Origin of the sequence: uncultured Limimaricola sp. (assembly GCF_964022235.1) — a bacterium.
In the GTDB taxonomy this organism is placed as follows: domain Bacteria; phylum Pseudomonadota; class Alphaproteobacteria; order Rhodobacterales; family Rhodobacteraceae; genus Limimaricola.
Genome location: NZ_CAXHZL010000007.1, coordinates 59380 through 72645, shown reverse-complemented (window position 1 = coordinate 72645; position 13266 = coordinate 59380). Strand labels below are relative to the sequence as shown.

The following is a 13266-nucleotide window of genomic DNA, read 5'->3' as shown; positions in this document are numbered from 1 at the left end:
GGTGTTGGAAAAGCGGCTATCGGGGCCGAGCCTCGCGCAGGCGCGGCCCCCTGTCGAGTGGGGGCGCGCGGTCAGATCCGGCCCACGCTGCGGGGCACGGCGCCCTTGCCCTTTGCCAGCAGGCACAGCCAGTCATGCGCCACGGTGGCGGCGGCGATGGCGGTGATCTCGGCGTGGTCATAGGGCGGCGACACCTCGACGATGTCCATGCCGACGAGGTTCAGCCCGCCCAAGCCCCGCACGAACTCCAGCGCCTGCCATGAGGCCAGCCCGCCCGCGACCGGCGTGCCGGTGCCCGGCGCGAAGGCCGGATCGAGCCCGTCGATGTCAAAGCTGAGGTAGACCGGCGCGTCGCCCGCACGGTCGCGCACCACCTCGAGCGCGGCGTCGATGCCGTTGCGGTGCAGCCAGGGCGCCGTGAGGATCTCGAAGCCGTGGTCGTCATCGTTGAAGGTCCGCAGGCCGACTTGCGTGGAGCGGGCCACGTCGATCACGCCCTCGGCGGCGGCGCGGGCGAACATGGTGCCGTGATCCATGCGCGTGCCGTCATCCTCCCAAGTGTCGCAATGCGCGTCGAACTGCACCAGCGCGATGGGGCCGTGCTGCTTCGCATGCGCCTTCAGCAGTGGGTAGGAAATCGAATGATCGCCGCCCAATGTCAGCATCCTTGCGCCCGAGGCGAGGATCGCATCGGCATGGGCCTCGATCGCGGGGGCGACGCTCTGCGGGTGGTGCGGATCCATCATGCAATCGCCCCAATCGGTGACGGCGAGCGTCTCGAAGGGGTCGAAGCCGAAGGGAAAGGCCTTGAGCTCGGCCAGCTGGGTCGAGGCGGCGCGGATCGCCGCCGGGCCAAAGCGGCAGCCGGGGCGGTTGGTGACGCTCGCATCAAAAGGCACGCCGGAAACGACGACATCGACGCCCGCCAGATCGCGGCTGTAGCGGCGGCGCAGGAAGCTCAGCGCGCCGCCATAGGTCATCTCGGGCCAGCGGCCCATCGTGTCGTCGCGCAAGAAGGCCTGATCACCTTGCCGCATGTCTGTTGCTCCTCGTGATGTGCAGCGCCGCGATGGTCACGGCGATCGAAACGATGACGATGATCAGCGTGGCCAGCGCGTTGACGTCCGGGCTGACGCCGAGCCGGACCTTGGAAAAGATCACCATCGGCAATGTCGAGGCGCCGGGGCCGGACACGAAGCTCGCGATCACCAGATCGTCGAGGCTGAGCGTGAAGGCCAGAAGCCAGCCCGAGACCAGCGCAGGCGCGATCACCGGCAGTGTCACGTCGAAGAAGACCCGAAGCGGCCGCGCGCCCAGATCGAGCGCCGCCTCCTCCAGATCCATCTCCATCGAGACCAGCCGCGACTGGATCACCACCGCGACGAAGGCGGCGCCGAAGGTGGCGTGCGCGATGGTGATGGTCAGCAATCCGCGCCCGCCGGGCCAGCCGATCAGCCCCTCCATCGACACGAATAGGAGCAACAGCGACAGGCCGACGATCACCTCGGGCATCACCAAGGGTGCCGAGACCATGACGCCAAGCGCCATGCGCCCGCGAAACCGCCCGAAGCGCACCAGCGCGAAGGCCGCCAGCGTGCCGATGACCAGCGCCAGAGAGGCGCTCGCCACGGCGATCTTCAGGCTGAGCCACGCCGCTTCGAGGATCTGCGTGTCGCGAAACAGCTCGCCATACCATTTCAGCGAAAACCCGCTCCAGACCGTGACGAGACGGCTTTCGTTGAAGCTGAACACGATCAGCGACAGGATCGGCGCATAGAGAAAGACGAAGCCCAGCACCGCGATGGTGGTCATGACGGGGAATTTCTGTCGCATCATCCCTCCTCGCGCGCCTGCGCGCGGCGCAAGAGCAGGATCGGACCGATCAGCACCAAGAGCATCACCACCGCCACCGCCGAGGCGACGGGCCAGTCGCGGTTCGAGAAGAACTCGTCCCATAGCACCCGGCCGATCATCAGCGTGTCGGGACCGCCCAAGAGCGCCGGGATCACGAATTCGCCCACCGCCGGGATGAAGACCAGCATGCAGCCCGCGACGATGCCCCCCGCCGATTGCGGCAGGGTGACGGTGAGAAAGGTGGTGAGAGGCCGTGCGCCCAGATCGGCGGCGGCTTCGAGATGGCTGCGATCGAGCCGCGACAGGTTGGCGTAGAGCGGCAGGATCATGAAGGGCAGGTAGGTGTAGGTGATGCCGATATAGACCGCGAAATCGGTCTGGATGAGCTGCAAGGGCGCATCGGTGATCCCCAGCGCCATCAGCGCGTTGTTAATGATGCCGTTCGATTTCAGAAAGCCGATCCACGCATAGACGCGCAGCAAAAACGAGGTCCAGAAGGGCAGCACCACCAGCATCAGCAGGATGTTGCGCCGCTCGGGGCGGGCCATGGCGATGACATAGGCCATCGGGTAGCCGATCAGCAGGGTGAACAGCGTCGAGATCGCCGCGATCTTGAGCGACTCCAGATAGGCCGCGAGGTAGAGCCCGTCGCTCAGCAAGAACAGGTAGTTGCCGAAGTTCAGCACGATGTTGAGCGCGCCGTCCGCCCATTCGGCCAAGGGCAGGTAGGGCGGCATGGCGATCGCCAGCTCCGACAGCGAGATCTTGGCCACGACGAGGAAGGGCAGGGCGAAGAACAGCCCGAGCCAGAGCATCGGCACCGCGACGACAAGCGCCCGACCCGACCATGCGCGACCCAGACGCCTGAGCCCGCTCATGCGCCCAGCACGAAGCCCGCGGCCCCGGTCCATTGCAGATGCACCGTCTCGCCCACGCGGGGCACGTCGGCGTCGGTGCGGGTGGTGTTCGAGCGGGTGACGCGCAGCCGTGCCCCGCTGTCGAGCCGGGCCTGGAAGATCGTGAGATTGCCCATGTAGGCGACCTCCTCGACCCGCCCCGTCACCGTGTTCTCAAAGCCGGGCCGCGCCTCGCGCGTCATGACGATCTTTTCGGGGCGCAGCGCCAGCGCCACCTTTTCGCCGGCACCGGCCTCAAAACCGCTCTCGACCGTGACCTCGGCGCCGAGGTCGGGGCAGCCGATCCGCAGATGCGCGCCCTCGCGCCCGATTACCCGGCCCTCGATGCAGTTCACCGAGCCGATGAAATTGGCGACGAAGCGGCTGTGCGGATGCTCGTAGATTTCGTGCGGCGTGCCGATCTGCACGATCTCGCCCGCGTTCATCACCCCGATCCGGCTCGACAGCGTCATTGCCTCTTCCTGGTCGTGGGTGACGACGACGAAGGTGATGCCGACCTCTTCCTGGATCTTCTTCAGCTCGAATTGCGTCTCCTCGCGCAGCTTGCGATCGAGCGCGCCCAAGGGCTCGTCGAGCAGCAGGAGCTTGGGCCGCTTGACCAGCGCGCGGGCCAGCGCCACGCGCTGGCGCTGGCCGCCCGAGAGCTGGTCGGGCTTGCGGCGGGCGAATTGCGTCATCTGCACGAGGGCAAGGATATCTGCCACGCGGGCCGCGATCTCGGCGCGCGGCAGGCCGTCGCGCTTGAGCCCGTAGGCGATGTTCTTCTCGACGCTCATGTGCGGGAACAGCGCATAGGACTGGAACATCATATTGGTGGGCCGCTCGAAGGGCGCGCGCCCGGCCTGATCCTCGCCGTCGATCAGCACCCGCCCGGCGCTCGGCGTCTCGAAGCCCGCGAGCATCCGCAAAAGCGTGGACTTGCCGCAGCCCGAGCCGCCGAGCAGGCAGAACAACTCGCCGCGATAAATGTCGAGCGAGACGTCCCGCACCGCCTCGAAGCCGCCGAAGCTCTTGCTCACCCCTTCGAGGCGCAAAAACGGCGTCGCCTCGGGGTCGGTCCATGGCGGCGCGGCGCGGGTGGGGGCGCTCATAGGCTCGGTCATCGGCGGATCTCCACGTCGGGATCGGCCGGGCCCCGCAGCATGGGGCCCGGTCGCGCAAGCGGTCAGCGCCCGGTCTTGATCTCGGTCCAGGCCCGCGTCAGCGTGCGGTCGAACCGCGCGCCGTGCGGCTTGAGCGAGAACAGCTTGGCGCGGGTCTCGTCGGGCGGGTAGATGCCCAGATCCTCGCGCACCTCGGCGTCGACATGCTCGGTCGCCGCCGTGTTGGGGTTGGCGAAATAGACGTAGTTGGTGATCGCCGCCGAGACCTCGGGCTCGAGGATGTGGTCGATGAACTGCAGCGCCGCTTCGGGGTTGGGCGCATCCGCCGGGATCGCCAGCATGTCGAAGCCGACCTGCGCGCCCTCGCGCGGGATGGCATAGGCGATCTCGACGCCCTGATCGGCCTCGGCCGCGCGGTCGCGCGCCTGCAGCAGGTCGCCCGAGTAGCCGACGCTCACGCAGACCTCGCCATTGGCGAGATCGTTGATGTATTGCGAAGAGTGGAAGTAGCGCACATGCGGTCGGATCGAGAGCAGAAGTTCCTTGGCCTGCTCCAGATCGCCCGCGTCCTCGCTGTTGGGGTCGAGCCCGAGGTAATTCAGCGCCGGCGCGACGATTTCCGAGGGGCTGTCGAGCAGGGTGATGCCGCAATCGGCGAGCTTGGCGGCGGTCTCGGGGTCGAACACCATGTCCCACGAGCCGATCTTGTCGGCCTCGATCCGCTCGGCGACCTTGTTCACATCATAGCCGATGCCGGTGGTGAACATCATGTAGGGCACGCCGTAGGTGTTGTCCGGGTCGTTCACCGCCACGACCTTGAGGATCTCGGGGTCGAGATTGCCGTAGTTCGACAGCGCGTCCTTGTCGATCTCGGCAAAGACGCCCGCCTGCGCCTGACGCGCCATGAACTCGATCGAGGGCACGACCACGTCGTAGCCGGTCGAACCGGTGAGCATCTTGGCCTCGAGCACCTCGTTGCTGTCGAAGACGTCGTAATTGACCTCGATGCCGGTCTTCTCCTCGAAGCTCGAGATCGTGTCCTCGGCCACATAGTCCGACCAGTTGTAGACGTTGAGCTCGCTTTGCGCGGCCAGCGGCGTGGCGAAGGCGGCGAGCGCCCCCGCGGTCCAGATCAGTTTCGTCATGGCCTTCCCTCCGAAGCTTGGTTGTTCGTCGTCGTCAGATCCCCAGCCTGTCGCGCAGCCCGTAGTACCAGCTGCCCATCACCGAGTAGGGCACGCGCAGCGCCCGCCCGCCGGGAAAGGGGATCCACGGCAGCCCCGCGAAGACGTCGAAGCGCGACGCGTCGCCGTGGATCGCTTCGGCCAGAATGCGCCCGAAGGTGTGCGATCCGGTGACGCCGTGGCCCGAATAGCCATGTGCGAAATAGGTGTTGGCGCCGATCCGGCCCATCTGCGGCACCCGGCTGAAGGACAGCGCGAAGTTGCCCGACCAGGCGTAGTCGATCTTCGCCGATTTCAGCTGCGGGAAGACCTTGTCCATGTTGCGTTTGAGCTTGGCCTTGATGTCCTTGGGATCGGAGCCGCCATAGACCGTGCCGCCACCGAACAGCATCCGCTTGTCGGCAGACAGGCGGTAGTAGTCGAGGATGTAGCGCACGTCCTCGACGCATTCGTCGCGGGGCAGAAGCTCGGCGGCCAGCGCGTCCGAGAGCGGCTCGGTCGCCATCACTTGGGTCGAGACCGGCATGACGCGGGGTGCAAGCTCGGGCACGACATGGCCCAGATAGGCGTTGCCGCACAGCACGAGGCGGTCGCAGGTGATCGAGCCCTTCTCGGTGCGGACCACGGGCCGCGCGGCGTGGGTGTCGACCGAAACCACGGGCGACATCTCGTGGATCACGCCGCCGTTCGCCTCCACCGCCGCCGCCTCGCCAAGCGCGAGGTTGAGCGGATGTATATGCCCACCGGTGGTGTCGAGCAGCCCGCCTTCGTAGAAGTTCGAGCCGATGTGATCGCGCAAGGCGGCCTTGTCGAGCATCACCTGATTGTCGATGCCGAAAGACCGCCAATGCTTCTGGCGCGCCTCCAGCTCGCGCATATGCGCGGGCGTGATGGCGGTGAAGATGTTGCCCTGTTTCAGGTCGCACTGGATGTCATAGCGCGCGACCCGCTCGCGGATGATCTCGCCGCCCTCCTGCACCAGCGACGCCACGAAGCTCGCGGTGTCGCGACCATAGCGCCGCTCGATCGTCGTGAGGGAGGCGTTCAGCCCGTTGACGATCTGTCCGCCGTTGCGCCCAGAGGCGCCCCAGCCGACGCGCGCACCTTCGAGCATGGTGACCCGGTGGCCTTTCTCCGCGAGATGCAGCGCCGTCGATAGCCCGCTGTAACCTGCGCCGACGACGCAGATTTCGGTGTCATGATCGCCTTTGAGCGCGGGACGCTCGGGCGCGGGGTTGGCGGAAGCCGCGTAGTAGGAGCCGGTATGGGTCCCGTCGCCGGCGTAGGATGCGGCCATCAGACGATCTCCAGATAGCTGTGGAACTCAAGCTCGGTGACATGGCGGTTGAAGCGCGCCTGCTCCTGCTTCTTGGCCTCGACGAACATGCGCTGCAGCCGCTTGGAATAGATCTCGGACACGAGCGGGCCGTTCTGGAAGGTGCGGATCGCGGTGGCCCAGTCGAGCGGCAGGTGCGGCAGATCGAGGCTGTAGGCATCGCCGGTGATCGGCGGCGGCGGGGTCAGCTCGCGCTCGATCCCCAAGAGCGCGCCGCCAAGCACGCTCGCCAGCACGAGGTAGGGGTTGGCGTCGGCGCCCGCGACGCGGTGCTCGATCCGGCGCGCGCGGCTTTCGCCGCCCGGAATGCGGATCGCCGCGGTGCGGTTCTCGTATCCCCATGCGACGTTCGAGGGCGCATGGGCGCCGGGCAACAGGCGGCGGAAGCTGTTCTCGTGCGGCGCGAAGGTGAGTGCGTTCTGTTGGATCGTCTCCAGAAGCCCCGCCACCGCGTTGAGCATCATCGGCGTGCCGTCCTCGCCACCGTTGTCGAAGAGATTGCGCCCTTCGTCATTGATCAGCGACATGTGCACGTGAAAGCCCGACCCGGCGCGGTCGCCGTAAGGCTTGGCCATGAAGGTCGCGCCGAAGCCGTGCTGGCGCGCGAGGCCGCGCACCAGACGCTTGAACAGGATCGCATCGTCGGCGGCGCGCAGCGGGTCGGCGAGATGGCGCATGTTGATCTCGAACTGCCCCGCGCCGTTCTCGGAGATGGCGCTGTCGGCCGGGATGCCCTGGCTCAGACAGGCGGCGTAGATGTCGTTGAGAAAGGCGTCGAAATGCTCCAGCTCGTCAAGGCACAGCGCCCCGTCCGACATCAGCCGCTTGCCGGTGATCGGCGAGCAGGGCGGGGCCGGCAGATCGCCCGTGGGATCGAAGAGGTAGAACTCCAGCTCGGTCGCCACCACCGGCGTCAGCCCATGCGCCTTGAAGCGGTCCACCACGTTGGCCAGCGCCCGGCGCGGATCGCCCAAGAACGGCGCGCCGCCCTCTTCGGTCATCCACAGCGGGATCAGCGCGGTCGGCTTGCGGGTCCAGCTCATCGGCATGGCGCCGCGCCCGGTGGGCATGCAGATGCCGTCGGCGTCACCGGTCTCGAACACCATGGCGCCGCCCTCGATGTCCTCGCCCCAGATGTCGAGCCCAACGATCGACAGCGGCATCCGCACCGATCCCTGCATCACCTTGTCGAGCTGATCCGCCGGCATCCGCTTGCCGCGCAGCACGCCGTTGAGATCGCACACGCAGCTGAAGATGTTCTCCAGCTCGGTGAGGGTCTCTTCGGAAAGGGAGCGGTCCAGACTCATACTCATCGCGCAATATACTTTTCTATATTTTGTGATATCATTTTTAGGAAAGACATCATTCGATCCTTGTGTCAATCACGGTCTAACGAGTCCTGAAGTCATCCGAGATGCCGATGTTCGACCTCCCCGAGATCCCGCGACACCCGTCGATGACCACGCAGGAGTATGTCTATGCGCGGCTGCGCAACGCGATCATGGTCGGGGTGGTGCAACCGGAGAGCACGCTGACGATCCGGGGCCTGGCCGACTATCTCGATCTGTCGCCCACGCCGGTGCGCGAGGCCTTGCGGCGGTTGAGTTCGGAGCGTGCCATCGAGCTTTTGGGCAACCGGAGGATCTCGATCCCGGTGATGACCGCCGCGCGGTTCGATGAGATCGTGCGCCTGCGCATGACTCTTGAATGCCATGCCGCGCGCCGGGCTTTGCCCTTTGTTTCCGAGGTCTTGATCGACCAAATGCGCCTGATCGACGACCGCATGGACGATTATGTCCAAAGCCGTGACATGAACGCGCTGACCATCTCGAACCATGAGTTCCACCAAGTGCTCTACACGGCCAATCCGCACCAGACGGTGATGCCGGTGATCGAAAGCGTCTGGCTCCAGCTCGGCCCGTTCCAGCGGCAGATGATCCGCGAGTTGGAGCAATTCTACCTGATCGACCGGCACAAGGAAATTCTGGCCGCCCTGCGGCAGCGCGACGGCGCGGCCCTTACCGAGGCAATCGAGGCGGATATCGAGGACGGGATCGGTCGCGTCGGGCACGAGGTCTTGCGCGCGCGGCAACCCGGGCTGCAGCCGCTGAACGGACAGCTTGGAATGTGATATCATTTCTAAATTAGTGATATGATTTTTGCGCGCGACGACGTTTGGTCTCTCGTGTGGGCACGCCGCCTCGTATCTCGGCGCTCCAAGGTCGAGCCATTGATCAATGGCCGGCGTTGCCTTGCTTTGATCGTGATGGGCTTCGACGCCTGCGGCTCGGTCGATGACCTCGGATGCCCATCTGGCGGTCGGGGTCTTTCGCGGCGATGCGCTCCCCGAAAGCCTTGAAGCATCGCATCTTGGCTTCGACGCGACTGCGGAGTTGGTAGCCGGTCCAGCGTTTCCAGAAGGCTCGACCGAAGTAGTTCGTCGCTTGGAGGATATCGTACCGGCCGTTCTTCGTGTGGCGGGAGCCACGTCATCTCCCGGTCCAGCCAGATCGAAAGAGTGCGACGCTTGCGCAGCGCGGCGTTGTGGGCGGGCCAGTTCGTCGTGCGGTAGCGGGCAGGTATGGGCCACGTCATACCGCCCATCCAAGCGGCCGATCCGCTGAGGAAACCGTCAGGCGGCGAGGTCTGCAACAACGCCCATCGTACTTCGAAGGCTTGGGAACGGACAGGCGACATTGGCCGAAACAGGGGGCAAAGGTCCTCCTCTGCTACAGCCCCAGCCGCCGTGCCGCGACAACTTCAAAGCGCCACGAGAAAGATAGCTGCCAAGAACAAGGTTTCGGCGGCGATCAGGGCGATGGCGGCCCCGCCGACCTGCAAAACTGTGGCCAGCGAGGTTCTCATACCCACTGCCGCGATCGCGATCAGCAGCGCCCAGCCCGAGGCGTCCGCCAGTAGATCTGCCAACACGGCCGGGACGAGACCCAAGGAGTTCATCCCGGCCAGTGCCAGGAAACCCAGCACGAAGCCCGGGATAAGCGGCGGTCTGCGACCCTCGGCGCTGTCACCCAGACCGCGGGCGCGGATTGCCAACGAGAACAGGAGCACCACCGGCGCAAGAAGGCTGACCCGGATCAGTTTGACCAGCGTTGCGGTTTCGCCCGCCTCGGGGGAGATGGAGAAGCCGGCGCCGACCACCTGCGCCACGTCATGAATCGTTGCGCCGAGAAACACGCCAGTGGTGTGGGTGTCGAAGCCGAACCAACCAGTTAGAAGCGGGTAGGCAATCATCGCGACGGTCGAAAGCACGGTGACGCCGAGCACGGTGAAGCTCAGATCCGTCTCGGATTGCTCGTCGCGTGGCAGCACGGCTGCGATGGCTATGGCCGCCGAGGCGCCGCAGATCGCCACCGCGCCCCCGGTCAGCAGCCCGAAGCGCCAGCCCTTGCCGAGCGCGCGGCCTGCGAGGAATCCGAAGAGGATCGTCCCGGCCACAGCCGCCACGATCAGCCCGATCAGCCCCGCGCCGAGATCGAGCAGCAGTTCCACCGAGATCCGTGCGCCCAAGAGTGCCACGCCGAGGCGCAGCACTTGCCGCGCGGTGAAGCCGATGCCCTCGACGCAGCGCCCTTCGAGCGACAGGAATTGCAGCGCCATGCCCAAGAGCAGCGCCATCAGCATCGCCGGTGCGCCGTAGTGCTCGGAGATGAATTGGGCCGCCACGGCGACCACGGCGGCGACGGTGAAGCCGGGCAGCAGCGCAGGCAGGCGCAGCACCGGCGCGCGCAGCCGGGCTGGCGCGATCGCGTCAATGAACATCGGGGATTTCCTTGGCTATGACGGCGCCCCGGTCAGGCCGGGGCGCCGGGGGAGGTCTCAGCCCGCGGCCTTGGCGGCGGCGCCGGCCTCGGTCACGGCGTAGCGGGTCAGGCGGATATCAGCGGCGCGGGCATGGCCCTCCATCCCCTCGACGCGGCTGATCCGGGCGGTGGCGCCGCCGAGCTGACGCGAAGCGGCGCGGTCGGCGCGCTGCCAGGTCACCGTCTTCATGAATTTGTGCACCGAGAGGCCGCCGGTATAGCGCGCCGCCCCCGAGGTCGGCAGCACGTGGTTCGGACCCGAGGCCTTGTCGCCATAGGCTACGGTGGTCTCTTCGCCGAGGAACAGCGAGCCATAGGCGCGCAGCCGGTTCAGCCACCAATCGAGATCGGCGGCCTGTACGTGCAGATGTTCGGGCGCGTAGTCATCGGCGACCCGCGCCATCGCCTCGCGGTCGTCGCAGAGCATCACCTCGGCAAAATCGGCCCAGGCGGCGCGGGCGCTCGAGGCGTTGGGTTCGGGCAGGGCGTCGATCAGGCCGGGCACGATCTGCATCACCTTCTCGGCGAGGCCGCGATCGGTGGTGGCGAGCCAGACCGGTGAGTTCCAGCCATGCTCGGCCTGGCTCACGAGGTCGATGGCGACGATCTCAGCGTCGGCGGTCTCGTCGGCCAGCACCATGCTGTCGGTCGGGCCCGCGAACATGTCGATGCCGATCTCGCCGAACAGGATGCGCTTGGCCTCGGCCACGTATTGGTTGCCGGGGCCGACGAGGATGTCGGCGCGCGGCAGGCCGTAGAGCCCGTCGGCCATCGCCGCGACGCCCTGCACGCCGCCGAGGTTGAGGATCGCGTCGGCGCCGCACAGATCCATGGCGTAGAGGATCGCCGCCGGGATGCCCTCGCCGGGGCGGGTCGGCGAACAGGCGGTGATGTGGCCGACCCCCGCGACCTTGGCGGTGGTGATCGTCATCAGCGCCGAGGCGATGTGGCTGTAGCGGCCGCCGGGCACGTAGCAGCCCGCCGCCGAAACCGGGATCTGGCGCTGCCCGGCGATCAGGCCGGGCAGGATCTCGACCTCGCAATCCTGCACCGTCCGCATCTGCGCCTCGGCAAAGCGGCGGATGTTGGCATGGGCGAAGCGGATGTCCTCCTTGAGGCTTTCGGGCAGCTTGGCGGCGGCGGCGCGGCGGGTGTCTTGGTCGACCAGGACTGGGCCGTCCCAGTGGTCGAGGTCGCGGGCATAGGCCTCGACCCGGGCCTCGCCGCCCGACTTGATCTCGGCCAGCATGGCGCTGACGGCGGCACGGGTGTCGGCCTGATCGCTCTCGGCGTGGCGCTTGGCGGATTTGAGATAAGTCACGGTCATGTCGGGTCTCACATCTTGCCTTTCCAAGGGATGACCTTGCGCTCGATCCAGCGCATCAGCAGGTCGAAGGCATAGGCGATCGCGGCGATCACGATGATCCCCATGATGACGGTAGGGGTCTGCAGGAACTGGCTGGCCGACAGCACCATGTAACCGAGGCCCTTGGTCGCGGCGACCATCTCGGCGGCGACCAGCGTGGTCCAGCCGAAGCCGACGCCGATGCGCATCGCGGTCAGGATCTCGGGCAGGGCCGAGGGCAGGATCACGTGGCGCAGCACCTGCCAGCGCGAGGCCCCGAAGCTGTAGGCGGCGTGGATCTGCTCGATCGCGGCGGATCGCACGCCGGCGCGGGCGCCGAGTGCCACGGGCGCGAAGACCGACAGGAAGATCAGCAGCACCTTGGAGGTCTCGCCGATGCCGAACCAGATAATCATCAAGGGCAGGTAGGCCAGCGGCGGGATCGGCCGGTAGAACTCGATCGGCGGATCGAACAGCCCGCGCATCACCGGGCTCATCCCCATGGCGAGGCCGAGCGGGATGCCCACGGCGCAGGCCAGCAGGAAAGCGCCGAAGACGCGGGCGGTCGAGACCGCGACATGTTCGAGCAAGGAGGTGTTGGTGAAACCGTTCTGCCAGACGTCGATGAACTTGGCAAAGATCGCCTGCGGGCTCGGGACAAAGAGCGGCTTGACCAGCCCCAGCGCGGTGACGGCCCACCAGACGAAGAGCAAAAACAGGATCGACGCCACCGAGAGCCATTTCGTATCGCCCTGTCCGGGCACGCCGTAGGTTTCTCCGGGCTTGGTGGGGCGGCTGCGCGCGAGCCAGGCGAAGACGCCGCTGCGCGGGTTGATGCGCGCCTTTTCGGCGACGCTTGGGCGGTGCTTGACGGTCTCGATCATGCCGCTTCCTCCTCGTCGGCGAAGATGATGCCGAGCACCTCCTCGCGCAGTTGGATGAATTCGGGGGAGGCCTTGACCTTCCGCGCCGGTTCGCCTGCCAGCACGCGGCGCGAGAAGGGCAGGTCGAAGCGGTGCGAGATGCGGCCCGGACGGGGCGACATCACGATCAGCTTGGTCCCCATGAACAGCGCCTCCTCGACGCTGTGGGTGATGAAGAAAACGGATTTGCCGGTGTCGTTCCAGATCCTGAGGATCAGCTCCTGCGCCTTTTCGCGGGTCAGCGCGTCGAGCGCGCCCAGAGGCTCGTCCATCAGTAGAACCTTGGGGTCGCAGGTCAGGGCGCGGGCGATACCGACGCGCTGCTGCATGCCGCCCGAAAGCCGGTAGACCGGGGATTTCTGGAACCCGTCGAGGCCCAGAAGCTTCACGTATTCTTCGGCGATGGCGAGCCGCTTGGCCTCGGCCACGCCTTGCATCTTGAGACCGAAGGCCACGTTCTCGATCACATTGAGCCAAGGCAGCAGCGCGTGTTTCTGGAACACAACCGAGCGGTCGGCGCCGGGGCCGGTGACCGGCTGGCCGTCAAGCAGGATCTCGCCTGAGCTGGGGGAGAGAAAGCCCGCGATCAGGTTCAGAAGCGTGGATTTGCCACAGCCGGAGGCGCCGAGCGCCACCATGAAATCGCCCTCGGCGATGGCAAGGTCGATGCCGCGCAGCGCCTCGACCGGGGGGCGGCCCTCGGCTGCGGGAAACACCACGGAGGCGGATTTGATGTTCAGTCCCATTGGACCACTCCTCGTCGGGATCTGGGGGCCTTGGCCC

The 13266-nt window shown here is 66.6% G+C and carries 12 protein-coding genes and 1 pseudogene; 1 reads left to right on the top strand and 12 read right to left on the bottom strand.

Annotated elements, in window-relative coordinates:
* Positions 1-71: 71 nt before the first annotated feature.
* The 7 genes from speB to AADJ02_RS10570 form a co-directional block, all read right to left on the bottom strand.
* Positions 72-1037, bottom strand: coding sequence for an agmatinase (gene speB / locus AADJ02_RS10600; RefSeq protein ID WP_341212975.1), 966 nt, complete (start codon positions 1035-1037; stop codon positions 72-74).
* The gene (locus tag AADJ02_RS10595) at positions 1024-1833 is read right to left on the bottom strand and encodes an ABC transporter permease subunit (RefSeq protein WP_341212974.1); all 810 of its coding nucleotides are present in this window, start codon (positions 1831-1833) and stop codon (positions 1024-1026) included. The genes speB and AADJ02_RS10595 overlap by 14 nt, the downstream gene beginning before the upstream one ends.
* Positions 1833-2732: an ABC transporter permease subunit gene (locus AADJ02_RS10590; protein ID WP_341212973.1), complete on the bottom strand. Its 900-nt coding sequence runs from the start codon at positions 2730-2732 to the stop codon at positions 1833-1835. The genes AADJ02_RS10595 and AADJ02_RS10590 overlap by 1 nt, the downstream gene beginning before the upstream one ends.
* Positions 2729-3874, bottom strand: coding sequence for an ABC transporter ATP-binding protein (locus tag AADJ02_RS10585; protein WP_341212972.1), 1146 nt, complete (start codon positions 3872-3874; stop codon positions 2729-2731). Before AADJ02_RS10585 ends, AADJ02_RS10590 begins: the two co-directional genes overlap by 4 nt.
* A gap of 62 nt (positions 3875-3936) precedes the next feature.
* Positions 3937-5019 carry a polyamine ABC transporter substrate-binding protein gene (locus AADJ02_RS10580; protein ID WP_341212971.1) on the bottom strand — a complete coding sequence of 361 codons (1083 nt, stop codon included), beginning with the start codon at positions 5017-5019 and terminating at the stop codon, positions 3937-3939.
* Between the two features lie 34 nt (positions 5020-5053).
* A complete protein-coding gene (locus AADJ02_RS10575) occupies positions 5054-6355 on the bottom strand; it encodes an FAD-binding oxidoreductase (protein WP_341212970.1) in 1302 nt (433 codons plus the stop codon).
* Positions 6355-7701 carry a glutamine synthetase family protein gene (locus tag AADJ02_RS10570; protein WP_341213079.1) on the bottom strand — a complete coding sequence of 449 codons (1347 nt, stop codon included), beginning with the start codon at positions 7699-7701 and terminating at the stop codon, positions 6355-6357. Before AADJ02_RS10570 ends, AADJ02_RS10575 begins: the two co-directional genes overlap by 1 nt.
* Before the next feature lie 107 nt (positions 7702-7808).
* Here AADJ02_RS10570 and AADJ02_RS10565 point away from each other — a divergent pair, with 107 nt between their 5' ends.
* The gene (locus AADJ02_RS10565; protein ID WP_341212969.1) at positions 7809-8525 is read left to right on the top strand and encodes a GntR family transcriptional regulator; all 717 of its coding nucleotides are present in this window, start codon (positions 7809-7811) and stop codon (positions 8523-8525) included.
* A 181-nt stretch (positions 8526-8706) separates the two neighbouring features.
* Here AADJ02_RS10565 and AADJ02_RS10560 read toward each other — a convergent pair.
* From AADJ02_RS10560 to AADJ02_RS10540, 5 genes and pseudogenes are all read right to left on the bottom strand, one after another.
* Positions 8707-8856 (bottom strand): annotated as a pseudogene (locus AADJ02_RS10560) (IS5/IS1182 family transposase); the annotation flags it as partial.
* Positions 8857-9154: 298 nt separating this feature from the next.
* Positions 9155-10174 (bottom strand): putative sulfate exporter family transporter, encoded by a 1020-nt coding sequence (locus AADJ02_RS10555; protein WP_341212968.1) that lies wholly within the window; start codon positions 10172-10174, stop codon positions 9155-9157.
* A 57-nt stretch (positions 10175-10231) separates the two neighbouring features.
* The gene (gene hisD, locus AADJ02_RS10550) at positions 10232-11542 is read right to left on the bottom strand and encodes a histidinol dehydrogenase (protein ID WP_341212967.1); all 1311 of its coding nucleotides are present in this window, start codon (positions 11540-11542) and stop codon (positions 10232-10234) included.
* A gap of 8 nt (positions 11543-11550) precedes the next feature.
* Positions 11551-12444 carry an ABC transporter permease subunit gene (locus AADJ02_RS10545; protein WP_341212966.1) on the bottom strand — a complete coding sequence of 298 codons (894 nt, stop codon included), beginning with the start codon at positions 12442-12444 and terminating at the stop codon, positions 11551-11553.
* A complete protein-coding gene (locus AADJ02_RS10540) occupies positions 12441-13229 on the bottom strand; it encodes an ATP-binding cassette domain-containing protein (protein ID WP_341212965.1) in 789 nt (262 codons plus the stop codon). Before AADJ02_RS10540 ends, AADJ02_RS10545 begins: the two co-directional genes overlap by 4 nt.
* Positions 13230-13266 lie beyond the last annotated feature (37 nt).

Excerpts from the sequence above, each read along its gene's own strand:
- AADJ02_RS10540 (WP_341212965.1), bottom strand. The coding sequence starts at position 13,229 with ATGGGACTGAACATCAAATCCGCCTCCGTGGTGTTTCCCGCAGCCGAG.
- AADJ02_RS10545 (WP_341212966.1), bottom strand. The coding sequence starts at position 12,444 with ATGATCGAGACCGTCAAGCACCGCCCAAGCGTCGCCGAAAAGGCGCGC.
- AADJ02_RS10590 (WP_341212973.1), bottom strand. The coding sequence starts at position 2,732 with ATGAGCGGGCTCAGGCGTCTGGGTCGCGCATGGTCGGGTCGGGCGCTT.
- AADJ02_RS10580 (WP_341212971.1), bottom strand. The coding sequence starts at position 5,019 with ATGACGAAACTGATCTGGACCGCGGGGGCGCTCGCCGCCTTCGCCACG.
- AADJ02_RS10575 (WP_341212970.1), bottom strand. The coding sequence starts at position 6,355 with ATGGCCGCATCCTACGCCGGCGACGGGACCCATACCGGCTCCTACTAC.
- AADJ02_RS10570 (WP_341213079.1), bottom strand. The coding sequence starts at position 7,701 with ATGAGTCTGGACCGCTCCCTTTCCGAAGAGACCCTCACCGAGCTGGAG.
- AADJ02_RS10585 (WP_341212972.1), bottom strand. The coding sequence starts at position 3,874 with ATGACCGAGCCTATGAGCGCCCCCACCCGCGCCGCGCCGCCATGGACC.
- AADJ02_RS10555 (WP_341212968.1), bottom strand. The coding sequence starts at position 10,174 with ATGTTCATTGACGCGATCGCGCCAGCCCGGCTGCGCGCGCCGGTGCTG.
- hisD (WP_341212967.1), bottom strand. The coding sequence starts at position 11,542 with ATGACCGTGACTTATCTCAAATCCGCCAAGCGCCACGCCGAGAGCGAT.
- AADJ02_RS10595 (WP_341212974.1), bottom strand. The coding sequence starts at position 1,833 with ATGCGACAGAAATTCCCCGTCATGACCACCATCGCGGTGCTGGGCTTC.
- AADJ02_RS10565 (WP_341212969.1), top strand. The coding sequence starts at position 7,809 with ATGCCGATGTTCGACCTCCCCGAGATCCCGCGACACCCGTCGATGACC.
- speB (WP_341212975.1), bottom strand. The coding sequence starts at position 1,037 with ATGCGGCAAGGTGATCAGGCCTTCTTGCGCGACGACACGATGGGCCGC.